Origin of the sequence: Lysinibacillus sp. OL1 (assembly GCF_004332175.1) — a bacterium.
GTDB classification, from domain to species: Bacteria; Bacillota; Bacilli; order Bacillales_A; family Planococcaceae; genus Lysinibacillus; species Lysinibacillus capsici.
The window spans coordinates 150506-175233 of the sequence record NZ_SJDS01000003.1 but is presented as its reverse complement, the minus strand read 5'-3'; the positions used below and the strand labels follow the sequence as shown (position 1 = coordinate 175233).

Genomic DNA, 24728 nt, shown 5'->3' with positions numbered 1-24728 from the left:
ACAACTTTCGTTAGCAGATTTTTGAGCATTCTAGAAATAGTTTATCCTATAAAGTGTTTAATACTTCTTCTACAAATTCCCATTCTTCATCTGACTCAATCGGGTATAACTCTTCAATCTGGCCTTCATTTCCAGCTAGATATTGGGCTGCAAAAATATCACGCTCATCAATCGGTTCATCTGTTGCTGGCACATATAATACATACGATTTACCGAATTGCTCAGATGAAAATGTATGAATGACTTCGCACACTTGATCTTTTCCTTCTTCGTCTGTCACAGTAATTAGCTGTGGTTCTTCTTCAAATTCATCAAGTAATGTTAACACCACTTCATTAATCATTTCCCATTCGGCATCTGTTTCAACAGGCTGTAAATTTGTCATCTCACCTGTATTGTCATCATAATCAAAAGTCATCGCCGAAAGGTCTCCTGGAATTTCTTGACCTGTTTCATCTAGAAGGGAAAATAACACATAGGACTTGTCCTCCGCATCAAAGGTAAAGACCACACGACACTGCTGTTCCTTACCATCTTTCCCAATGATCATAAATTCTTGCGTTTCTTCATTCATTCTGTTTCCTCCTTTATGACAATTTGATGTCATTTATTAAATCGTTTTTTTGAGGTTAGACACTTTAGAATAGCTTCTCCTATTTTTGAGCAAGTTTTTCCTGCATTTCTTCTCTACCTTCGAGCAGGTTCTCGATGTTTGGAGTGGGGCTTGGAGCGGTTACACTCTATTTCTAAGCGAATCCACAAACTTTATGAACGTTTCTCAACAATTGTGGATCAAATTCACACATTTACAATGCATTCATTCTTCAATTTAACAATCCTTCTACATTAGAAAAGCTTCAATAAAAAAGGAACAAGGACTGCAAGCTGCGATCCTTGTTCCAAGCTTTGAGTTAGAAGATTAGTCTTCGTTTTCATCCTCTAAAGCGTTTAAAACGTCCTCTACCATATCCCACTCTGCTTCAGTTTCGATTGGTGTTAATTCACCATCTTCACCATTTTCAGATGGTACAAATGAAGATACAAAGATTTCAACTGAGCCATCTTCATCTTCCTCTGCGCCTACCATTGAGTAAAACACATATGATTTGCCAAACTCTGGAGATTCATGAACGTGAATCACTTCACAAAGCTGCTCGTTTCCGTTTTCGTCAATCACTGTAATGTGTTGAACATGTAGTTCTTCTTCATGGTTATGCTCGTGTGCCATGCATTGTCACCTCATCAATTAATTTTTGCTATCTAAGTAGCCTTGTAAAATCATCACAGCTGCCATTTTATCAATGACCTGCTTGCGCTTTTTGCGACTCACGTCCGCTTCGATCAGCATACGTTCAGCAGCCATCGTCGTTAAACGTTCATCCCATAATTTGACCGGTAGTGAGAAATGCTCTTCTAATAGCTTTTTATAGTTTTCAGAAGCCTCTCCACGCGGTCCAACCGTATTATTCATGTTTTTTGGAAAACCTACAACAAATTCTGTTATAGTATATTCCTTTACTAGCTCAGCGATACGGTCAATACCGAACTCACCATTAGCTTCATCAATTTTTACGGTTTCAATACCTTGGGCGGTCCAACCAAGTGCATCACTTACAGCAACACCCACAGTTTTTGACCCAACGTCTAATCCCATAATTCTCATTTCTAGTCCTCGTTATTCTTTTTGATATAAAATTTAACAAGCTCCTCTAGAATTTCGTCACGCTCAAGCTTGCGAATTAAATTACGAGCATCCTGATGGCGAGGAATATACGCCGGATCACCAGAAAGTAAGTAACCAACAATCTGATTGATAGGGTTATATCCCTTTTCCTCTAATGAAGAATGAACTTTCAACATTACCTGCTTGACTTCCTGTTCCATTGATTCTTCTGGAAAATTAAATTTCATCGTTTGATCAAATGAACTCATGACCAGCACCTCGCTTTCAGAAATAAGGAGATGTGCAAACAAGCTCATCTCCAATTTCTCTTTATTATAACATGTTTTGGTGAATTAATTAAATGGATTTAACATAATCATACACAGAAAGTAGTGCTTCATCAAGTTTTGATGCATCTTTTGCACCTGCCATCGCCATATCTGGACGACCGCCACCTTTACCACCACATGCTTCCGCAACCATTTTCACAATATTCCCTGCATGGTAATTGCCACCAACTAATTCTTTTGAAACACCAGCACATAACATAACTTTTTCACCATCAACTGCTCCAAGAACAATGACTGCTTTTGGCATTTTTGCTTTCAGGTCATCCATCATTTGACGGAGTTGATTGTTATCCTTCGCTTCCACTTTTGTAGATAGCACTGTCACATCTCCAATTGTTTGAGCGGCATCAACAACTGCCCCTGCCTGTGCATTGGCGATTTTTTGAGATAATGCTTCGTTTTCACGTTGTAATTCTTTATAGTCTGCTTGTAATGCCTGTACTTTTGTAACAATATCTTTAGCATTTGCTTTTAATAATGCTGCTGCATCATTTAATAATGCTTCTTCTTCTTTTACTGCTTCATAAGCAACTTTTCCTGTAACAGCTTCAATACGACGAGTACCTGCACCGATACCACCTTCTGAAACAATTTTAAAGAAGCCAATTTCAGAAGAGCGTTTAACATGGATACCACCACATAGCTCAATCGAATAATCTCCGATGGATACTACACGTACAACATCTCCATATTTTTCACCGAATAATGCCATAGCACCCATTGCTTTTGCTTCATCAATGCCTTTTTCTTCAATAACGACCTCTATATCATCCCACACTTTTTCATTTACAATACGTTCAATTTGCTGTAATTCTTCTTTTGTAACTTGACCAAAGTGAGAGAAATCAAAACGTAAACGATCAGGTCCTACATATGATCCAGCTTGGTTCACATGATCACCTAGCACATCTTTTAATGCACGTTGCATAATATGTGTTGCCGTATGGTTTTTAATGATTAAATTACGGTCATCACGATTGACCACTGCTTGCACTGCATCTTCCACATGCATTTCCCCAGATTCAACTACTACTGTATGAAGCGGTTGACCATTCGGTGCTTTTTGAACATCTTTTACAACAGCCGTAAAGCTATCATTTGAAATAGTACCACTATCAGCAATTTGACCACCCATTTCAGCGTAGAATGGTGTCTTCGCTAAAATAACCAATGCTTCCTGACCTTCAGAAGCGACTTTCGCAACTTGACCATTGACGATCATTGCAGCGATTTCAGTATTAACACTTAACGTATCATAGCCAACAAATTCACTTGCAACCGTTAAGTTTGCTAATACTTCATTCTGGACTTGCATCGAATCAACATCTTGTCGTGCAGCACGCGCGCGTTCACGTTGCTCTTCCATCGCTGCCTCAAAACCTTCATGATCTACTTTCATGCCTACTTCCTCTGCATATTCTTCCGTTAGCTCGATTGGGAAACCATACGTATCATATAAACGGAAAGCATCTGCTCCTGGGATGTAATCATGACCAGCTGCTTTTTGAGATTCCACTACTTCATTAAAGATAGCTAAACCACCATCTAATGTTTCGTGGAAACGAATTTCTTCATTTTTAATGACACGTTGAATAAATTCGCATTTCTCTGTAACTTCTGGATAGAAGTCTTCCATAATTTTACCCACAGTTGGTACAAGTTCAAACATAAATGGTTTTTCAATACCAATTTGTTTAGCATAGCGAACGGCACGACGTAGTAAGCGACGTAATACATAGCCACGGCCTTCATTTGAAGGCAGGGCACCATCGCCTATAGCAAATGCTACTGTACGGATATGGTCTGCAATCACTTTAAATGGTGTATTAATATCTTCATCTGAGCCAAAGATTTCATTTAAGTCTACTTCGCCAGGTCGTTTATATTTACGATTGGCAAACTCCTCGATTTTTTCAATAATTGGCATAAATAAATCAGTATCAAAGTTTGTTGGTACATTTTGCACGACGGACACAATACGCTCTAAGCCCATACCTGTATCAATATTTTGCTTTGGTAGTGGCGTGTAAGTGCCATCAGGATTATGGTTAAATTGAGAGAACACAAGGTTCCAAATTTCTAGGTAACGCTCATTTTCTCCTCCTGGATACATTTCAGGGTCATTTTCATCTGAGCCGTATTCTACGCCGCGATCATAAAAAATCTCTGAGTTCGGACCAGATGGGCCTTCTCCTATATCCCAGAAGTTCCCTTCTAAACGAATTAAACGTTCTTCTGGAATACCGATTTCCTGATGCCAAACATCATATGCTTCCTGGTCTTCTGGGTGAATCGTGATGGATAATAATGCTGGATCAAAGCCCATCCATTTTTTATCTGTTAAAAACTCCCAAGCATAATGAATTGCTTCTTTTTTAAAGTAGTCACCAATAGAGAAGTTTCCTAACATTTCAAAGAATGTATGGTGTCGAGCTGTTTTCCCAACGTTTTCAATATCGTTGGTACGAATCGATTTTTGAGCATTTGTAATACGTGGATTATCAGGGATAATACGGCCATCAAAATATGGTTTCAAAGTTGCAACACCTGAGTTGATCCAAAGAAGTGATGGATCATTTATTGGCACAAGTGGTGCTGATGGCTCATGATGATGCCCCTTTTCTTTAAAAAATTCCAAATACATACGGCGAATATCTACTGCTTTCATTGGATAAATTCCTCCTATTTTATATTGTAAAATCACGATACGAATCCTGCGATTTACCGAAGAAAATAAAAAAAGCCCTCATCCCCAAAAAGGGACGAGGACTTGTCATTAGTCTCGCGGTACCACCCTAGTTGTAAGTAAAAACCTTACTTACCTCTTTAGCACTTGTAACGTCAGTGAACGGCAGGGATTAGCTGCACTCTGGAGTAGCTTTCGGCATTTGCTGTTGTGAGGATTTTTTCAGCCTAGAAATCCCTTTCTTGTGCACACACAAATACGTACTTTTTCCATCATCGTTTTTACTTTTTCTATCGAAAATTATAAAAAAAATCTATTGCGCTGTCAATTAGTACTAGTATGACTAACACTAACTAAGCAATCATTTTTTTGAAATATATCCACATACCCCATGTAAAGATAACTAAGAAGGCGCTAATTGCAATAGTTGTATAAGGGGTATCTTGATAAGGCAAAGGTACATTCATTCCAAAAAAACTAGTAATTACTGATAGTGGTAACATAATTGTCGAAATGACCGTTAATAAATTCAGCTTTTCAATGGATTTCCCACTGATAATTGAAAAATACGTATCAAGCGTGCTGTTCACTAAATCGCGATATGTCTCTGTGGAGTCGACAATACGCTCTAGATGGTCATTCAAATCTTTATAGAATGGAATATTTTCTTCTTGAATATCAAATTTCCACTGGCCATTGATTGTAGAAAAAATTCTTCTTTGTGGCATAATGGCCTGACGAATTAAAATAATTGTCCGCTTCAATGCAAGAAATTCCTCTGTCACCACTTTTGGTTGATAATCATAAATTTCTTCTTCTAGTTCATCTATACGTGCGCGAATTCGTTCTAATACTGGGAAGTATTCGTCTGTAATACCGTCAATAATTGTATGCAATAAAAAATCAGTACCCTTTTCCAAAAATCTTGGGCTATTAACACAAACATTTTCCATTTTTCCTAGCCATTGCAACTTTTGTTTATGCACAGTCACAATATAGTTTGGTCCCATAAAAATATTTAACTCAACGGTTGTAATTTCATTGTTACTTTTCTCATTATAAATTGGTGCATGGAGCACAAAAAATTTATAATCACCATAACTATCCATTTTTGGACGTGAGCCTTCATGTAAGCAATCTTCAACTGCGAGTGGATGAAAGCCAAATACATCAGCTATATTATTCAATTCATTATAACTATAAGCATATAAATCTACCCATAATAAATCTTCGTTATGAATAGGGAGTTGTAAATCAATCATATTGAAATCATGTTGGACTGTCTTACTGCAGCTATTATAATAGTGGATTTTAATCATTGCATTTCACCTCGTGTTTGTTATTGAGGGAAACAAAAGGTCATCCTGAATCACCCTTTGTCTGCATCGGTGATCAGAAATCGATGACTTTTTATGTGTTTCCGTTTGCCTAAATGATACTTATTCGGTTCAGGACTACTATCCATTTCTCATCACCTTCCTTCCATAACAAAAACACGCCTTCGACGAATGAAGGCGTGTTGAATACACATATCAAAAAAATAGCAAAAAATACATTGCATGCTTGTTACCTTCAAACGTTGAGTTTTAGCACTATGCGGCATAGGAATATGTCCAGCTACGTTAAAAAACACCTTATTTCGATGATTTCTGTTGACCCATTGGCGTCTCTCGACATTTTTGGGTAGTAGCGTATCTCCAGCATAGGAGCCTCACCTAACGAAGGGAGTCTTATTTTTTTATTCCTGTAAATGATAACGGATAGTTTCACAACTGTCAAACTTTCTATCATTCATTTTTCAAAAAGTCTTCCACTCTTTGCACTAGATGCTCTCGTTGATAAGATTGATAAAGCAGGCTAGATAAACGTACAGGATCACCAAAGAAAAAGCGTTCGTACAATGTCTGTCTTGTGCCAAAACTACTCATCGTTAAATCCCAAGCCAAACGGAATTTCTTTACTCGCTCTTCTCCTTTGTCTTTGAATGATTGCAAATAATGTTCAAGATCACCGTCATCCGTTGCAAAAGCTTTTGCACTCGGTATGGACATTAATCCACTTGCTCCCAGTTGCTGGATGATATCTGTAAAGGTAGGATATACTTTCGGGAAGATATGAATAGCGACCTGTAATGTTGATTGGTCTGGTCTGATAAAGCCAAAGGAATCCCTTTGTGCCTCAATTTCTGATTTTAATTGCAATGCTTTCATCGTTTCTAATGCTACGATGACATCTACCACTTTTTGATGGACATGTTGGTAATCCCCAATATTTATGGAATCCACAATCATTTGTACAACCCCTAAGATGAATTCCGTCTTAGCAATTTGACGTGATAGCACATGATGCAAAGTATACGCTTGGAAGCCACTAACATTCATAAATTGATTGGCTACTTCAACATTTTCGTAATAAAATACTCGTTCCCAGGGGACAACTACATCATCAAACACAACGATTGCATCCATTTCTTCAAAACGTGCACTTAACGGATAATCAAAGGTAGAATCTCCCCCTACAAATGATTGCCGGCATAAAAACTTTAAGCCTTTCGTGTTACTTGGAATAGAAAACCCGAAACCTTTTCCTTCATCATAGCCATTTGTCGATAAAACAAGAAGCTCATCTGTGATGCCACCCTGTGTCGCTAGTAATCTTGCCCCTTTAATGATTAAGCCCTCACTTGTTTTCCCAATGATTTTAGCTGCAATGGTTACTTCTTCATCCTCATAGTAAAAGCGCTTGCGATTTACCTGTGGTTCGATAAAGGTATGTGTCATCGTAATATCATTCTCGCGAGCATACTCATAGAACTTTAGCAAATGCTCTGGGAAACAATTTGGCTTCTCTTTTAAAAAATCTGACGCTGATGCAAGGGCCATTAATGTTGTATTCATATAATCAGGGCTTCTCCCCATAAAGCCTTGAGAAGATAATGCCCATTCCCTTGCCGCTTGGCGCCTCTTCACAAGATCTTCTGGCGTCAATACTTGAAGAAATGACATGCCAACTTTCTGTTTACTAGTTGGCGATTCATAGGTCATTTTTTCAAGAAGTGCCTCTTGATGTTGTAAATCAAAAAGTTTCGCTTGACTCTGGATAATTCCTTTAAAGGCAGGATGTTCTGACACCTTTCCTGTCACGACTTTCCCATCTATCGAAATATACGTTTTTAAAGCATCAATTCGTTCAATATACTGTTGCCCTGTCATTATTGGCATGCTGTCACCCCTATACATTCCCTATGTTTTTGTACTCATCTAGTATATGAAATGTCCAAATATTAGGTGACGATACATCAATTAGAAAAACCCGATTAGACAGTCTAATCGGGAATATATATTTTATTCATCCAAAAAATCATATGGAGAGACATCATTCATACCAATCATTGGATGAATATAAGGGGCTGTTTCTACTGTTAGCTTTTGTTCAACGGAAACAGGCTCCTGCATCCCTTCATTATCTACTGGCACTGCCTCGACTTCCACAAGTTCTTCCTCAATTTCCATTGGGTTAAGTCTTGCACGTAAAGAGGTGAAACGCTGAAGGTCATCTGTACGTTGTAAACCATCCGCAAGCACATCTGGTTCACCACATAAAATCAAAAAGTTTTTAGCACGTGTAATACCTGTGTATAAAAGATTACGCCGTAACATTTTGGAATACCCTCTAACCACTGGCATAATGACCGTTTGAAACTCAGAGCCCTGTGATTTATGGATGGAGCAACAATAAGCTAGTGTCAATTGATTGAGGTCGCTTCGTTGATAGGTCACTTCAATGCCATCAAAGGATACGATCAGTAAATCTTGTTTTTCGATCGTCTCTTTCGCCTTAATAATACTAATAACCTCACCCATATCTCCATTAAAGACATTGCTTTCAGGTTGATTGACAAGCTGAAGAACTTTATCCTTTATTCGATAGGTGACATCCCCAAAGACTAGCTCTTTTCGTGTGCCAGTATCATTTGGGTTAATAAGCTCTTGAATCATTTTATTTAAATTATCTATACCAGCTGGTCCTTTATACATGGGCGCCAACACTTGAATATTACGGATTTCCTGGCCCTTTGCGACAGCACTTTTGACAACTTGAGTAACAACGTTGGCAACTTGGTCTGCTGAAGCCTTAATAAACGAACGATCAGAGGTTTTAGCTGTTAACTCTTGTGGAATCGTTCCTTTTTTTATTTGATGCGCAAGTTCAATAATCGTTGAGCCTTCTGCTTGTCGATAAACATCTGTTAGCTCGACAGTTGGTAGCTGCTTGGATGCTAATAAATCCTTTAACACCTGTCCTGGACCTACTGGTGGAAGCTGATCCTGATCTCCAACAAAGACAACTTGAACATCTTCATGTAAAGCTTTTAATAATTGATGGGCAAGCCATGTATCAACCATTGACATTTCATCCACGATAATCAGCTTACCTGTTACTTCCCGCTCTGTTTCTTCCTCTTTTTCTTGCCCTGTAAAACCGAGCAGTCGATGGATGGTCATCGCAGGAAGCTCTGTTGATTCGGCTAATCGTTTAGCAGCACGTCCAGTCGGCGCACAAAGAATAATCGGAAAAGGCTCCTCTTTTTGAGCATACTCTTTTGGATTTAAGGATAGCCCATGAAGCTTTGCATAAACTTCTACGACTCCCCGTACAACAGTGGTTTTCCCCGTACCAGGACCACCCGTTAAAATCATAACAGCTGAATTTAAAGCCTGTTCGATGGCATTCGCTTGTGTTTCTGCATAGGTAACATTGAGTAGCTCCTCTGTTTCTCCAATGGCTTTTCGAATTTCATCTTTACTAAAATGTTCAGCCTTATTATTCCGCTCGATAAGCGATAAGATTTTCGATGCAATCCCTACCTCCGAAAAATAGAGAGATGGCAAATATAACCTTGTCTCTTCACCACAAATTTTGCCTTCTTCACGGAGTCCGATACAGGCTTGAGAAATATCCTCGAATGGTATCTCCTGTCGTTGGCTTTGTTCAAGCATTTCCTTAACGAGCGGTAAAACCTGTTCTGCATCTAGATAAACATGTCCATCCGATAAAGCTGCTGTATTTAAAATATGTAAAATCGCTGCTTTGACACGATCAGGATGTTTACCAGTTATACCTAATTTCGCACCTAGCTCGTCGGCTCGAAAGAAACCCACCCCTTCCACATCTTCAATCAAGCGGTATGGATTTTCTGTCAGTAATTCAATGGCTTCTGTTCGATAGGTTTGATAAATCTTCATCCCAAGCTGTGGACCAAATCCCCACTCATTCAATTGAATCATGACCCGCTCTAAGCCTAAGTTTTGCTCAATGGTGCGGTGAATGACTTCTTTTTTTTCAGCGGATAGACGCGGAACAGCATCGAGGGCACTAGGATCTTCTAAAATAACACGGAGTGCATTAGCACCTAGTTTTTCAACAATCGTTTCAGCTGTTTTTTTCCCGATCCCTACGAAGAGGTCACTAGATAAATAATGAATAATTCCTTGCTCAGTTGCAGGTACCTCTTTTGTAAATGTCTCAATTTGAAATTGAGCACCGTATTTAGGATGCTGTTTTAAAATACCAGTAAATCGATATTGTTCATCCATTTGTAGTGGGGGAAAATAACCAACAACAATAATCTCTTTATCTTCATATTGCAAATTCGTCTCTTGAATTTTCACACGTACAATCGAATACATATTTTGCGCATTATGAAAGATAGAGACGATCGGACGTCCGAGTATAAAAAATTTATTGAGTTCAAATAAATCTAAATGATCTGTCATGTTCGGTCCGTCCTTTCTTATAGTTTTCAATCTTTTTATTTTACCATAGCCTCATGAAAATATCGCAGACAAAAATATATCCACTTTGTTATTTTCATATTATTTTGACAAATGACAATTCTCTGCCTTTATCCTCCGTTCCATGCTATGATTAATATGAATTAGTTGCACGGAAGGATTGTGAAATTATTGGAATTTAGACCTTGCATCGATTTACACGATGGCAAAGTAAAGCAAATTGTAGGTAGCACTTTGGGATATACAAATCAAGCAGTTGTAGAAAACTTTATTTCTCAACATGACGCTAGCCACTATGCACAAATGTTTGCCCAAGATCGTTTAACAGGTGGACACGTTATTATGCTAGGCTCTGGTAATGAAGAAGCTGCCCTATCCGCTTTAACAGCCTATCCTCAAGGCTTGCAAATAGGTGGTGGCATTACGGCTGACAATGCTCAAAAGTATATTGACGCAGGCGCTTCGCATGTCATTGTCACATCCTATATTTTTCATGATGGTCAGCTCGATTTAGCGCGTTTAAAGCGCTTAAATCAATTAATTGGTAAAGAACACCTTGTTATCGATCTCAGTTGTAAGATGCGTGACGGAAAGTGGTTTGTCATGACAGATAAATGGACTACATTTAGTCATTTCGAAGTCAATGCTGCGTCGATTGCCTATATTGAAGACTTTTGTGATGAGCTGTTAATACATGCTGTCGATGTTGAAGGAAAAAAGGGTGGTATGCAGGAAAGCTTGGTACAGGATTTAGCTGCCTGGACATCTATTCCAACTACCTATGCAGGTGGCGTTCGTTCAATCGAAGACTTAGAAAAATTTAATCAATTAGCCCACGGAAAACTTCATGTAACCATTGGAAGTGCGCTCTCAATTTTTGGTGGCGATTTACCTTATACAGATGTAGTAGAATATTGTAAAAAAGGCGGGATCTTGTGAAGCTCATTTATAAAGATTATGTTTTTCCATTTCAAGAAACTAATTTAGAGAGAATCATAGATGGTAAGTATTTTAAAGTGAATAAAAAAGATCATTCTCTTGCGATTCATGTACAACTTGACAACGAACAAATGTTATTGGAATTTTCAAAATCACTAAAGGCAACATGTGGGTTCTTACGCGATCAAGAAACAGAGCCTTATATTGGAACCTATATTGATTTACAAATTTTCGTTGATGAGTTTAATAAGCGCTATAACTTAAATGCTGAAATTATTAGTTAAAACAAGGGGACAAATGGTTCCCTTTGTTTAACCTCAAACCCTCTTCTGCATTTCTTCCTTGCCCCTATTTCTGAAACCTTTTCATTGTCATGTGAGTTATATATTGTATAGCATAAACCACAGGGGGCTTACATGACTAAACTACATATTTTTTTCCTACCTTATTTTTATGCTTTCCACTCTTCTTATAGAGATGATCACCGTGATCTCCTATGGTGTAGGCTTTCATAGTGGATACAGAACATGGTGGATAACTTTTGGTCCGTTTAATTTTTATATAGCTCGTATTAGTTTGCCTATATTAATTGTTTATTTATGGAAGCTTTCAAATAAAAATTTATCATTGACGATAGGATTGAAGTTCCTCATAGAAGGTATATTATTAATGAATCAGATGCAGGGCAAATCATTACGTTTGCTTGTGCATCAAACATTCTTTTATGGAGAGCTATAGAAAATTCCATTTGGAAGTACATTTCACTACTCTTATTCGCTTTTTTTGTCATCGCATCATGGATGTTTCTTGATCATTTAGCCTCAGTCCCATATGTGGAGCAAATTATTTTTTAGTGACTGATATGGGTAGTATTTTGCTTTTTATAGGTGTTGTAGCAGCTTTAGGTCTATATTTTCTAATGACAATCCTTGTCACGTTCGTTGGTCATTTTCCTATGCCTAGGGCTATGAATTTCACCAATGATCGGCTATCTCGTTGCCATCACAGCTATACAAAAAATAAAAATTGAACAAACCGTAAAAGAAAGGATTTACAAACGATGAAAACTGAACTAGAAGTAAACACTTTAAAATCTTTTCAAACTGAATTAACACGCTTCTTTTTAGCTTACAAATTTGCTCTACAGGAAGTGGAAACGAAAATTAATATATTACAAGAAGAATTTAAGTTAATTCATGAATATAATCCAATTGAGCATGTATCTACACGTGTAAAATCACCTAAAAGTATTTTAACGAAGATGATGAAAAAAGAGCTTCCTCCATCAATAGAGGCTGTGCGTGAAAATATCCGCGATATAGCTGGTGCTCGCATCACCTGTTCCTTTGTGGAGGATATTTACAAGGTAAGTGCCATGTTACAAGCACAGCATGACATGGAAGTTGTTGAGGTGAAGGATTATATAGCCAATCCAAAAGAAAATGGCTACCAAAGCTTACATCTTATTATTAAAATTCCTATCTTTATGTCAGACCATATGGAAAAGGTCTATACAGAGATCCAAATTCGTACAATTGCAATGGATTTCTGGGCAAGCTTAGAACACAAAATTTATTATAAGTATAACAAAGAAGTACCTGAGCATATTCGACATGAATTAAAGGAAGCCGCACTACAAGCAGCTGAATTAGATCGAAAAATGGAGCGACTGAATAAGGAAATCAATATTTTAAAAGAAAATGAAGCCGAGCCTTCTTTGCTAGACAGTACCCCCATCGCACATTTAGCGAAATACTTAACGGAACTACCTGGCAATCAAATAATTGATGACACTCTATTCAAAAAGTAAATTTATTCTATGGTTTAGTCGTCAAATGAAAAACCCACCTCACACGCTGCTTGATCACAGAATGTGAGGTGGATTTTACTTTTTGTTCACGATTGCGCTTTCCTTGTAGATTTCGTTGCTACAAAAAAGGAGAAAATAAGAGCACCAATAGCAAAAATAAAGGTAGCTATATATACATAACTGACGCCATTCGCAATAGTGTCCTTTAAAAAGCTTACTTCTTCTAAATTAAACCCACCTTTTGCAAATTCACCATTTAATTGAATTTCACCTTTTCCTAATGAAGCCATTTTTTCACTCGTTGCCAGGTTGAAAATCATACCAAATAGCGCTGCACCAATCGCTTGGCTAAATGTATTTGTAAAAGAGTTCAAACCAATTGAAATACCAAGTTGCTTTGGATCTGCCACCTTTTGTATGGAAATCATCAACATCGGCATAATAAAGCCCATCCCTAGCCCTATTAACGATGATGCGAAATAAACGCTGAAATCACTAGAATCTGAAGATAGTCTTGCCAACAATAGTGTACCCGTAACAAGTAAAATCGTACCCATTTGGATAATGCGTTTATTTGTTAAACGACCGATTAAATAACCTGCCATAATCGAGTTCACCGTCCAAAAAATAGACATTGGTGTTAATAATAAACCAGCCTGCGTTGCATTTTTGCCTAAAACACTTTGAGCAAATATAGGAATATAAACGGTTACACCAATGACAATAGACATACCGCTTAAAGTTAATGCATTAATGACCATTAGTCGTCCATTTTTAAACAGTGTTAACGGAATAATTGGCTCCTCTGCTCGTAACTCCACCCAGATAAAAATACTTAAGAATACAAGAGCAACACCATACATTAGCAGCGATTGACCTGATAACCAGGTTTGTGTTTTACTGTTTTCGATAATAACAAACAGTAACGCAACCATGCCAATTGTAAAAAACACTGCACCTAGGTAGTCAATTTTACGCTTCACTGCCTCTAGTTGTTCTTTATAATGTTTAGCAATTAAATAAATAGAGGCTAAACCAAACGGTACATTAATGAAGAAAATAAAATGCCAAGATACTTGGTCAACTATAAAGCCTCCAAATAACGGACCTACTACACCAGAAACACCCCATACCATACTTAAATAGCTTTGTCCTTTGGCACGCTCTTTTTCAGTCTTAAACAATTCACCAACCATTGTTAATGTAATCGGTAAAATTGAACCTGCGCCAATACCTTGAATTGCTCGAAAAACAATTAATTGCTCCATGGATTGAGCTAAACCACATAACATAGAACCTACTAAAAAAATAATGATACCAGTAATAATCATCCGTTTACGACCAAATAAATCGGCTAATTTACCAAAAATAATCGCCGCTATGGCTGAAGCTAGTAAATAAGCAGAATAAATCCAGCTTATTAAGTCTACACCTAATAAATCAGCCGTAATACTCGGAATAGCAGTACTAACAATAGTTCCCTCAATTGCAGCAAGTGCTGTTACAAGTAATAGTGCAATAAAAACTTTATTCATTCTGTCACCTTTTCCTTTCCTGCATGACATACATTACCAAGTTTGAACTAGAATTAAAAGAGAAAGAGATTCAATTTATGAAAAAATAAACAATTTTTTCTGTATTACTAGATAAAATCAATAAAAAAGCAGCAAGAATGTTAATCAACATTCACTCGCTGCTTATTATCTATCAGTTAAATCGTTGAGCAATCATATCGTAAATATAACGTGCTTGGTCATATTCAGGTTGTAAGGTAAAGGCTTGTTTCAAATGATACATTGCATCCTCTGTTTGTTCGGTAGACACGGCATATAGTACGCCTAAATTATAATGTGCATCTGCATTATTCCAATCCTGTTCAATTAAGAGATCTAGTTCCTTCTTCCCTTCCTCAAACATTTCTAATGCACATAACACTATCGCATAGGCTAAACGAATCTGTGTATCCTCTGGAGCAATTTCTACCGCACGTTGTAAATATGGTAATGCCAATTTTGAGTTATCCAACCGTTCAAAGCATTTCCCCATCATATAATAGACATCGGCACCTTCAATATGATGTTTTAGCGCTTGCTCATATAGCTTCACGGCCTCGGCATAGCGTTCAGCATTGTAATATAAATTCGCTAGACCGTAATAGGCTGTAGCTGCTGATTCATCTACAGTGATTGCCTTTTGGAAGAAACGTTCTGCACGTTCAGTATCCTCTAATACGGCTAATAAATTGCCGAAATTTACATACCCAATAGCATTTTCAGGCTCTGCCTCTATTGCTTTTGTAAATAGTTGAGCAGCATCCTCATAACGTTTTTCTTGAAATGCTTGGATGCCCTGTTCATTATAATTCATTTGTTCTTCACCTCTATGTAGCGAAAGACTGCTTTTAGGAAGCCAAGAGGCCATAAAAGCAGTCTTAACGCAATTTATCCAACATATGTTAGTTTTTCATTACTTTTAAAGACTTCATCAATCGTTCCGCCACCCATACATTCTTCTCCGTTGTATAGCACTACAGCTTGGCCAGGTGTAATTGCACGTACAGGTTCTGCAAATGTAATGTGTGCACGGCCATCTGGTAAAATTTCAACTTCTACTGGTGTATCAGTTTGACGATAACGGAATTTTGCTGTGCAAGAAAATTTCCCAGGCAATTTTTTTGTCGAAGTATAGCTCATTTTCACAGCTGTTAATGATGTTGAATACGAATATTCATTGTCAAAGCCTTGTCCGACAAGTAGAACATTACGCGCTAAATCTTTTCCTAGCACAAACCAAGGCTCGCCGTCCCCACCAATACCAAGCCCGTGTCGTTGACCAAGTGTATAGTACATTAAACCATCGTGTTGGCCCATTACAACGCCATCCATTGTTTCCATTTTCCCAGGTTGCGCTGGTAAATATTGACTCAAGAACTCCTTGAAATTACGTTCACCGATAAAGCAAATGCCTGTTGAATCTTTTTTCTTTGCCGTAGCAAGGCCAGCTTCTTCTGCAATTTTTCGTACTTCTTTTTTCTCTATATCACCAATTGGGAACATTACATGCGCCAATTGCTCTTGGGATAATTGATTTAAAAAGTATGTTTGATCTTTATTATCATCAACGCCACGTAACATTCTAACTTCACCATCACCACTACGATCAATTCGTGCATAGTGACCTGTCGCTAAATAATCAGCACCAAGGTTCATGGCATGCTCTAAAAATGCTTTAAATTTAATTTCTTTATTGCACATAACATCAGGATTTGGTGTACGCCCTGCTTTATATTCTTCTAAAAAGTATGTGAAAACCTTATCCCAATATTGTTTCTCGAAATTGACAGCATAGTATGGGATACCAATTTGATTACATACTTTTATTACATCGTCATAATCTTCCGTTGCCGTACAAACACCGTTTTCGTCTGTATCATCCCAGTTTTTCATAAAGATCCCGATTACTTCATACCCTTGTTGTTTTAACAAGTATGCCGCCACCGATGAATCTACCCCACCTGACATGCCGACAACAACTCGAATTTGAGAGGGGTCACGTGTTTCTTTCATTGTGGTCACCTTTTCTTTTATCTAATTACAGTTTATGTTTCAATATTTTAACGAAACATAACATAAGTATTTTGCAAATTATTTTTTAGCTAGTTTTTTCACAATTTGAGCCGTTTTTTCTGCTGCATCTTGTATATCCTTTTCCGTTAAACCCTGCCCAAAGCTGAATCGGATTGAATTTCGTAGCTCCTCTGCACTTTGTCCAAACATTGCTACTAACACATGAGAAGGATCAATCGATCCTGCAGTACATGCCGAACCACTCGAAACATAGATACCTGCCATATCAAGGTTCACTAAAAATGATTCTACCTCCATGCCTGCAAAGCTAATATTTAAGACATGAGGCAACGAATCCACCTCATCACCATTTACATGGAATGCTAGCTTTTCCTGTGAAAAAACAGCAAGCATAATTTGCTTAAAGTGATTGTATAGTGAACGCTTTTCTTCACGCAACTCATTTGCAACTTGCACTGCAGTCGCAAAAGCAATAATGGCAGGTATATTTTCAGTACCTGCACGACGTTTTTTCTCTTGTGCGCCCCCAAGAGCATAACTTGCTAACGGTGTTCCTGCTTTTTGATAAAGGAATCCAACACCTTTTGGACCGTTGATTTTATGAGCAGATACACTCAATAAATCCACCTGTAATTCATTTACATCAATGGACTCTAAGCCATAAGCCTGAACCGCATCTGTATGGAATATGGCACTATGCTCACGCAATAGCGCGCCAATCTCAGCAATTGGCTGTATCGTTCCAACTTCATTATTTCCATACATAATTGTCACTAAAATGGTATCATCACGAAGGGCTTTTTGGACATCCTCAATCGCGACACGCCCTTTTTGATCAACAGGTAAATAGGTCACCTCAAAGCCATCACGTTCAAGTTTTTCACACGTATGTAATACTGCATGATGCTCTACTTGCGTTGTTATGATGTGTTTTCCTTCATTTGCACGGGCATAGACAGTTCCTAAAATTGCCATATTGTCAGCTTCTGTGCCACCACTTGTGAAAATAATTTCCCCTGCTTGCGCACCAATTGATTTCGCCAATAGCTCACGTGCATCATCTAGATATTTCCTTGCTTCTCGACCTGCTTTATGAATACTCGATGCATTGCCAAATACCTCTTGCATAGCAGTCGTCATCGCTTCTATTACTTGGCCATTCATTGGAGATGTGGCCGCATGATCGAGATAGATATATGAATTCATGTTGAAAACTCCTTTTTAAACTCTGTGACATCCGCCAGAGGCTTTCGCTTGATTCAGTTAATGCTTGCAAAAAAATACAAGTGTTCTTCGCTCCTCTATAAGTGGGGAGTCTTCCGTACTTAGTGGTTCATTTTAGTACAAAACATTTGCTGAATCGAGATAAAAGCACAAAACCCACATCACTCATCGTAAAAATAGCCATTGAGATGTGAATAGTTCACAATCTCCCAAAAAGATGAAGTGAATGCAGGAGTAGCGCTTTAGCTTAAACTATTTTAAATATAGAACATGTAGCCTTCCACTACATTTTCTTCTGTATATTGAGCTAAATCTTCAATTGTCGTTGTATCTAACACGTTTTTTACTGCATCACGAATACGTAGCCATAACTCACGTTGCGGGGCTTCTTCATTTTCAATACCCTCTACTGGTTGAATCGGCCCTTCTAGCACACTAATAACATGGGCTGCTGAAATTTCGCTAGGTGGATTTGCTAGCATATAACCACCATAAGCACCACGTACACTTTTTACTAAGCCTGAATTACGAAGCGGAGATACTAATTGCTCTAAATATGCCTCTGAAAGTTCCTTTTCCGCCGCAATTTTACGCAAGGGAATTGGCCCTTCCCCATAATGCTTTGCTAATTCAATCATAATTGTAAGCCCATAACGGCCCTTTGTTGAAATTTTCATTTTATCACCCTCAATTAGTCTAGTCAAAATACTACCAACAGTATATCATAATCTCCTCTTGATGAACTCGGAAATACACCTAGAAGGATATGATATACTAATTAAAGCGATTCATAATCGTTCAAAATCCATATGAGTGCTTTATTTTAGCGTAAAAAAATGTATGAAGCAAAAAATGACAACGACAGAAAGGGGAAGTTATTTTGCACAATGAACCACTCGCTTTTCGAATGCGACCTTTAACCCTTGATGAGATTGTTGGTCATCAGGATTTCATTGGTCCCAACACAGCCCTTTATAAAATGATTCAAAATGAACATGTCCCTTCCATGTTGCTATATGGAGAACCTGGTATCGGTAAAACATCCATTGCCAATGCCATTGCAGGAAGTTCCAAGCTCCCTTTCTTCGCACTTAATGCCACACGAGCTGGCAAAAAAGATGTGGAAGATATTGTACAAGAAGCAAGAATTTCAGGGAAAGTAATACTTTTCCTAGATGAAATTCACCGTTTCAATAAATTACAGCAAGATACACTGTTACCACATGTAGAAAATGGATCAATTGTATTAATTGGTGCCACGACAGAAAATCCCTATCATGATGTTAATCCAGCGATTCGTTCACGCTGTGGCGAAATTTACCAGCTAAAACGCTTAACGAAGGAAAATTTAATCGAACTAGTTGAAAAAGCACTTGCTGATGAAAGACGCGGACTAGGTAAATATCATTTTGCCTTAACACCATCACAAATTGAACAAATTGCAGCCGCAGCAAACGGAGATGCACGAAAGGCGTTAACTTTGCTAGAATCCATTTACTATGCCAGTGATGAGGTGGATGGACAAACGGTTGCTGCCGACCATGTCATTGAACATCTCATTAGTCGAATTGGTGTGTATGGCGATAAAAAAGGATCACATTTTTATAATTTACTATCAGCCCTGCAAAAGTCTGTGCGTGGCAGTGATACCAATGCTGCTCTGTATTATCTAGCGCATTTATTGGAAACAGGCGATTTAGTGGCTGTCAGCAGACGCCTACTTGTTATGGCCTATGAGGATATTGGTCTAGCTAATCCCGAAGTCGGACCTCATATATTAGCTGCTATTCAAGCAGCTGAACGACTAGGATTACCAGAGGCACGTATCCCACTTGCCAGTGCTGTCATTGAAATGTGCCTTGCCTCAAAATCCAACTCAGCCATTGTGGCAATTGATGCTGCCATTAAGGCTATTCATGAAGGCAAAACAGGTGATATACCTCATCATTTGCGAGATGCTCATTACGAGGGTGCAAAAGATTTAGGACACGTTGGCTATCAATATCCTCATAACACACCGATCGGTACTTTTGGTGGTTGGGTAGACCAGCAATATTTGCCAGACGAACTTGTAGGAACTGAATTCTACAAACCTGTTATTGCTGGTGAGGAAAAGCGCATGGCTGGCATCTACGACAAACTAAAATCATTTCAAGATAAGAAATAATAAAACAAAGCAAAGTCACTATCTTAAGTAATTGAAATGACTTTGCTTTTTATATAACAACAGGATAGGCTACTCTAGCAATCATCCTGTAAAGCTCGGGTTATTTGTTGTATATCGTTCTTGGTAAAACAAATTTAATGGTTCTGCCAAATGTCGAAGTGATGGCAAAATGGACTCTTCCACATCTCCTTCTTTTTCCTTACTATGCAAAAAAACAATCAAATTATACGACTGATACAGCAAGCTGGCGAACTCTTGATTGTTTTCTCTCACCTCAAAGCGAATTGCTTTTACAGCAATTGCTTGTGCAATTTTTTGTTCTCTTGTTTCACAGGAGGGCTCATTACTTAATTCATCATCCGACACTCTGTATAACCGTTTTAATGCACCATATACCTCTTTATTTCCACTAAATCGATCTTTTAACCATTGCAAGACAAATTGCAAAAGAATAACTGCATAGATAAGGGAAAGACATTCATCGCCACGTGATTTTTTTGCTAAGCGTTGGAAATATTCTGCTTGTGTGACTAGTTCAAAAAGAATTAAACGTATTGGATAAAGCATGGCATGACCGCTATTGATGTACAGCTTTTCTCGATCTCTATACATAGCCAACCAAATATCTTTGACCAATGAAATAGATTTCCTTGTTGAGAGCGCTAATTGACATTGAATAAGCTCCTGTTCAATTGTCGGTTGGATAAGCTGTAGAAATAAAAGTTCATCTTCCTCACTAACTAATAAAAGCGGCTTTTCCAAATTCGCCAAATCTATTTCTATTCCATTTACAATCATTGCTTAGCCCCCTTCCAATAAGTTCTTTCAGCTAAGTTCTTACAGCGTGAGCACATATATTACCAATTTTCTAACTATAATTCGACAAAAAAACATAAATACCTTTCAAGAAAATATGCCTTTTTACTTTCGTCATAATAAAAAAGAACCCACGCTACTAAAAGAGGCAAGTAAATCACTCTCTTTCCACATCGAACATTGTAGAAAAAACTGATTTAAATCCCAATAAGTTACGTAGATTCTTGACGTATAGGCTATTTTCAGAAAATAGATAGTCTATTATTGTCTAAGGTTTATGCAGGAAGTTCTTGTTCCACAAATAATTTAAATTGTTGAAGACATTGCTTCACTTCACCTTTTTGTGACAGTACTTCGTTGCGTATGTTTGTTGCTTTTTCTTCATCCTCTAGCACTTCAGTTAAAAGAGCCATGATATCTTCTAATAATTGCTCATTCTCTTCCTGCTCAATACTCGGTAAGGAATAGGCTGCTATTTTTAATAAATGCTCTACTTTTTCAGGCGTTTTTTGCAAAGCATTCGAAGAATAATAAGTCGATGCAGCTAAAAAGTAGCATAATTTTGCACAACAATCGATAAATAAATGCCAATACGTATTTGCTTTCGGTAATTCCCCTGCCCGCTGATTAACATATTCCTTATAATAGGTAGTGACTTGTATATATAAAGGATTCAATTCTCTCATGGCTTTCGGATAGTTGTTGGATGTATCCAAATAGTCAAATACAATGGCATTCATTTTCTCTTGAAGTTTAACAATATCTAAATGATCACGAATTACTTGAATTTCCATTTTCCCACTCTCCCATATGTCATTTGCTGTTTAGCTTTCTGTCTATTCACTGAGTAGCACCAAGCATCCCAAACAAACTGATCGATTATCTAATGGATGATTCAAATTATAGCAATAAACCATATGAAGTAGTGTGGACATGAAAAAAATAAGACAATTTCGTGAATTAATAGCATTTTATGTACATAAGAGGAACTATTTTGGTAAAATTATACCCTTTGTACATAATCATCAAATAAGCATGGTTCGTTTGCTCGATCGATAATTTCAATAATACTTCCATGCACATATTTTTTAATGCGCTTTTGAGGTATATAAAAATAAGCATTGTTCATAATTAACCATTCACTTAATGTTAAATCACTACCTGCTTGTTGATTCGTTAAGATTTTTTTGTGTCGCAGAACATCAGCCATTTTATAAAAACCATCTGACAATTCGTAGGCTGATACATCAAAATTAAAAATGGGGCTGACAACCTGTCCAACATCAAAAATATGTATAGTTTGGTTTTCTTCATCTATAGCTAACTCTACTGTGCTAATCTCGTCGAAAAGATTTAAACCTCTATACTCCATTTGATAAATTTTTTCCATTTGTATAGGCCTCCTTTTTTACAACGGTCTAATTGTAACATAGAAAAAGTAGCTACCTCTAAATACAATTAAGGCAGCTACTTCTACGAAAATGAACATTTATGCTGTTTTTTGACTATTACCAAAGCACCGTATTTGGTATTAACCTTGTACGCGCGTAATTTTCACATCTTTTAGGATGGTATTGACTACCCAGCTTGCTGCAATTAAACCTGCTACTGACGGTACAAAAGCGTTAGATGAAGGTGGCATCTTTGCTTTTCGAATTGCTGCATCAGGCTTACCTACATGTTCGACAACATCTGGACGTACGACAATTGGACTTTCATCTGAAAATACAACCGTAACACCCTTATGAATACCTTCTTTACGTAGCTTAGTACGAATGATTTTAGCCAATGGGTCTGTATGTGTTTTTGAAATATCTGCAATTTGGAAGCGAGTAGGGTCCATCTTATTTGCTGCACCCATGCTTGAAATAATAGGAATATTACGCTTTAAACATTCCTTCATTATATGAATTTTATACATCACTGTATCACTTGCATCAATTACATAATCAATGCCTTGTGCAAAAAATTCTTCATAGGTTTCTTCCGTATAAAACATGTGCATGTCAATCACTTCACATGCTGGGTTAATATCTGCAATACGCTCTTTCATGACAGCTGATTTTGATTGACCAACTGTTGATAAGTATGCAACAAGTTGTCTGTTGACATTTGTGATATCTACATTGTCCTTATCGACTAGAATAATACGGCCGATTCCGCTTCGTGCACATGCCTCAGCCGCGAATGAACCGACACCACCCACACCAAGAATGGCAACCGTTGTATTTTTTAATTTCTCGAGACCCTCTGTTCCTATTGCGAGCTCGTTACGTGAAAATTGATGTAACATCCTGACACTCTCCATCTATGAAATTTTATTAGTAAACCTAGTTATATACTAAGATAAAATCAAAACCTATCTTACATTTTATCATGTTATTGTTCAAGATAAAAATATAAAGAAAAAGTCAAAATTATCTACTTAAATCCTTTGAAATAATAATCCATAAAAACATTTCATCCAATTCTGCTATATATGGTAAAATAGTACAATAAAATTAGTTGATTAATCAGGTAAATCTTATATAACATTATGCTCAACCACATAAAGAAAAAGAGATTGATGACTCAATCTCTTTCTCACTCTTCTTTACTTTGTAAATCCAAATGATGCCCATGGTTGAATGTATGTTAATAAAAATAGTTCTTCATCTACAATGCTAGCTACGACATTACTCGATCCTGTATTCGGAATGTCCTTTAGCACAATCTGTAGCTCTCCCTTATAACGAACATCTAAATTATTATCAATCGTGACATCTCCTCTTTTTAATGGCCGTATATCATGCACAGGAAAATCTCCATTTTTATATTTCACACGGGATTGGGTGCTCCGAATCACGTATTCAGACACATCACCCCGATTAAAATGAGGCTCTTTATAAAGAATCGTCTCCTCTAAAATGCTTGTGTCTTCAGACTGGACAACCCTTAACTCAAGCTTATTACGATTTAATTGTCCTAATGCACGTAGTTCTTCCTCAGAAGCAAACATATTGCCAATAATACAATCGTCAATTAACCCTGTATGCCATAAATCTTTCGCCTGTACAGTGATTGGGAGATAACGGTGTTCCTCTAATGTAGGTAACCCGTGCTCTGTTTGCTCCCAAGGTCCATATTGACCATGTTGTGAGGAGATCATTGCTGCTGTTCTCACATTGTGCGCTTTAAAGTGTTGTGACGTTTGTAAAAAATGCTGACGAGATAGCCCCGTAAATCGTTTTGGATAAAAATTATGACAGCCGATAATATTCTCTTTATTGGGCTGATAAGAGATAATATTATCTACATACTTCGTACCATTACTAATGTTTAATTCTATTTTTAGATGACTTGCATCGAGTGACATCAACGCTTCTTCTTGACCTGAAAATCCCATATCTAAACGTAAGGCTGCCAAATAATAATGTTCTTTTAAATAGCCAATATCCCTATAAGTTAAGCCTAAATCATCAAAAACACCTGGTGCAATATCGGCGGATATGTCAAAGCCGAGGCGTTGCGCAAATTCGTTGATTTGTTGTAATTTTTGACGCTCCTCATCCTGTTTTAATGACATTAGGCATGTGAATATACGATCAAAGCCATTATCATGAGCCAGCTGAACATAGCGCTTCATCTCCTCTAGCGTACTATGCTGCGGATATAGCGAGATTCCTAATCTTTTCACTTCAAACCCTCCGTT

General features: G+C 37.5%; 22 protein-coding genes, 1 riboswitch and 1 other annotated feature. Of the genes, 4 read left to right on the top strand and 18 right to left on the bottom strand.

Annotated elements, in window-relative coordinates; translation table 11 throughout:
- Positions 1-46: 46 nt before the first annotated feature.
- The 8 genes from EW028_RS08010 to recD2 form a co-directional block, all read right to left on the bottom strand.
- Positions 47-574, bottom strand: a complete 528-nt coding sequence (locus EW028_RS08010) for a DUF1292 domain-containing protein (protein WP_131520516.1) — start codon at positions 572-574, stop codon at positions 47-49.
- Between the two features lie 345 nt (positions 575-919).
- Positions 920-1228 carry a DUF1292 domain-containing protein gene (locus tag EW028_RS08005; RefSeq protein ID WP_004226842.1) on the bottom strand — a complete coding sequence of 103 codons (309 nt, stop codon included), beginning with the start codon at positions 1226-1228 and terminating at the stop codon, positions 920-922.
- Positions 1229-1246: 18 nt separating this feature from the next.
- On the bottom strand, positions 1247-1663 hold the full coding sequence (ruvX, locus tag EW028_RS08000; RefSeq protein ID WP_004226840.1) for a Holliday junction resolvase RuvX: 417 nt from the start codon (positions 1661-1663) through the stop codon (positions 1247-1249).
- Between the two features lie 2 nt (positions 1664-1665).
- Positions 1666-1932, bottom strand: a complete 267-nt coding sequence (locus EW028_RS07995) for an IreB family regulatory phosphoprotein (RefSeq protein WP_004226839.1) — start codon at positions 1930-1932, stop codon at positions 1666-1668.
- An 88-nt stretch (positions 1933-2020) separates the two neighbouring features.
- Positions 2021-4681: an alanine--tRNA ligase gene (alaS, locus tag EW028_RS07990; RefSeq protein ID WP_115674134.1), complete on the bottom strand. Its 2661-nt coding sequence runs from the start codon at positions 4679-4681 to the stop codon at positions 2021-2023.
- An 87-nt stretch (positions 4682-4768) separates the two neighbouring features.
- Positions 4769-4984, bottom strand: a binding site (T-box leader).
- A 68-nt stretch (positions 4985-5052) separates the two neighbouring features.
- Positions 5053-6018, bottom strand: coding sequence for a magnesium/cobalt transporter CorA (corA, locus tag EW028_RS07985; RefSeq protein WP_131520515.1), 966 nt, complete (start codon positions 6016-6018; stop codon positions 5053-5055).
- 245 nt (positions 6019-6263) lie between these two features.
- A riboswitch (M-box (ykoK) riboswitch) is annotated at positions 6264-6429 on the bottom strand.
- Positions 6430-6486: 57 nt separating this feature from the next.
- The gene (hpaB, locus tag EW028_RS07980; protein WP_131520514.1) at positions 6487-7920 is read right to left on the bottom strand and encodes a 4-hydroxyphenylacetate 3-monooxygenase, oxygenase component; all 1434 of its coding nucleotides are present in this window, start codon (positions 7918-7920) and stop codon (positions 6487-6489) included.
- A 123-nt stretch (positions 7921-8043) separates the two neighbouring features.
- Positions 8044-10476, bottom strand: coding sequence for an SF1B family DNA helicase RecD2 (gene recD2, locus EW028_RS07975; protein ID WP_131520513.1), 2433 nt, complete (start codon positions 10474-10476; stop codon positions 8044-8046).
- Between the two features lie 189 nt (positions 10477-10665).
- Between recD2 and hisA the strand changes: the two genes are divergently transcribed.
- The 3 genes from hisA to EW028_RS07960 all read left to right on the top strand — a co-directional run bounded on the left by hisA (position 10666) and on the right by EW028_RS07960 (position 13243).
- The gene (gene hisA, locus EW028_RS07970) at positions 10666-11433 is read left to right on the top strand and encodes a phosphoribosylformimino-5-aminoimidazole carboxamide ribotide isomerase (protein WP_048392137.1); all 768 of its coding nucleotides are present in this window, start codon (positions 10666-10668) and stop codon (positions 11431-11433) included.
- Positions 11430-11717: a hypothetical protein gene (locus EW028_RS07965; RefSeq protein ID WP_048392136.1), complete on the top strand. Its 288-nt coding sequence runs from the start codon at positions 11430-11432 to the stop codon at positions 11715-11717. Before hisA ends, EW028_RS07965 begins: the two co-directional genes overlap by 4 nt.
- A 776-nt stretch (positions 11718-12493) precedes the next feature.
- Positions 12494-13243, top strand: a complete 750-nt coding sequence (locus tag EW028_RS07960) for a GTP pyrophosphokinase (protein WP_048392669.1) — start codon at positions 12494-12496, stop codon at positions 13241-13243.
- Between the two features lie 86 nt (positions 13244-13329).
- On the opposite strand, the gene EW028_RS07955 is transcribed toward EW028_RS07960, so the two are convergent.
- The 5 genes from EW028_RS07955 to cymR all read right to left on the bottom strand — a co-directional run bounded on the left by EW028_RS07955 (position 13330) and on the right by cymR (position 18731).
- Positions 13330-14778, bottom strand: coding sequence for an MDR family MFS transporter (locus tag EW028_RS07955; protein ID WP_131520512.1), 1449 nt, complete (start codon positions 14776-14778; stop codon positions 13330-13332).
- A gap of 172 nt (positions 14779-14950) precedes the next feature.
- Positions 14951-15610 carry a tetratricopeptide repeat protein gene (locus EW028_RS07950; RefSeq protein ID WP_048392133.1) on the bottom strand — a complete coding sequence of 220 codons (660 nt, stop codon included), beginning with the start codon at positions 15608-15610 and terminating at the stop codon, positions 14951-14953.
- A 74-nt stretch (positions 15611-15684) separates the two neighbouring features.
- Entirely contained in the window at positions 15685-16809 is a 1125-nt protein-coding gene (mnmA, locus tag EW028_RS07945) for a tRNA 2-thiouridine(34) synthase MnmA (RefSeq protein ID WP_066036484.1), read from the bottom strand.
- Positions 16810-16887: 78 nt separating this feature from the next.
- Positions 16888-18036 (bottom strand): cysteine desulfurase family protein, encoded by a 1149-nt coding sequence (locus tag EW028_RS07940; protein ID WP_054550056.1) that lies wholly within the window; start codon positions 18034-18036, stop codon positions 16888-16890.
- A 275-nt stretch (positions 18037-18311) separates the two neighbouring features.
- Positions 18312-18731 carry a cysteine metabolism transcriptional regulator CymR gene (gene cymR, locus EW028_RS07935; protein WP_004226809.1) on the bottom strand — a complete coding sequence of 140 codons (420 nt, stop codon included), beginning with the start codon at positions 18729-18731 and terminating at the stop codon, positions 18312-18314.
- A 203-nt stretch (positions 18732-18934) separates the two neighbouring features.
- On the opposite strand from cymR, the gene EW028_RS07930 reads away from it, so the two are divergent.
- Positions 18935-20221 (top strand): replication-associated recombination protein A, encoded by a 1287-nt coding sequence (locus tag EW028_RS07930; RefSeq protein WP_131520511.1) that lies wholly within the window; start codon positions 18935-18937, stop codon positions 20219-20221.
- An 81-nt stretch (positions 20222-20302) separates the two neighbouring features.
- Here EW028_RS07930 and EW028_RS07925 read toward each other — a convergent pair whose 3' ends face one another.
- The 5 genes from EW028_RS07925 to EW028_RS07905 all read right to left on the bottom strand — a co-directional run bounded on the left by EW028_RS07925 (position 20303) and on the right by EW028_RS07905 (position 24713).
- Positions 20303-21019 (bottom strand): hypothetical protein, encoded by a 717-nt coding sequence (locus EW028_RS07925; RefSeq protein WP_048392129.1) that lies wholly within the window; start codon positions 21017-21019, stop codon positions 20303-20305.
- A 293-nt stretch (positions 21020-21312) separates the two neighbouring features.
- A complete protein-coding gene (locus EW028_RS07920; RefSeq protein WP_048392128.1) occupies positions 21313-21831 on the bottom strand; it encodes a hypothetical protein in 519 nt (172 codons plus the stop codon).
- Positions 21832-22040: 209 nt separating this feature from the next.
- The gene (locus tag EW028_RS07915) at positions 22041-22427 is read right to left on the bottom strand and encodes a hypothetical protein (protein WP_048392127.1); all 387 of its coding nucleotides are present in this window, start codon (positions 22425-22427) and stop codon (positions 22041-22043) included.
- Positions 22428-22568: 141 nt separating this feature from the next.
- Positions 22569-23330 (bottom strand): tRNA threonylcarbamoyladenosine dehydratase, encoded by a 762-nt coding sequence (locus EW028_RS07910; protein ID WP_048392126.1) that lies wholly within the window; start codon positions 23328-23330, stop codon positions 22569-22571.
- Between the two features lie 300 nt (positions 23331-23630).
- Positions 23631-24713: a DUF871 domain-containing protein gene (locus EW028_RS07905; RefSeq protein ID WP_131520510.1), complete on the bottom strand. Its 1083-nt coding sequence runs from the start codon at positions 24711-24713 to the stop codon at positions 23631-23633.
- Positions 24714-24728: the final 15 nt, after the last annotated feature.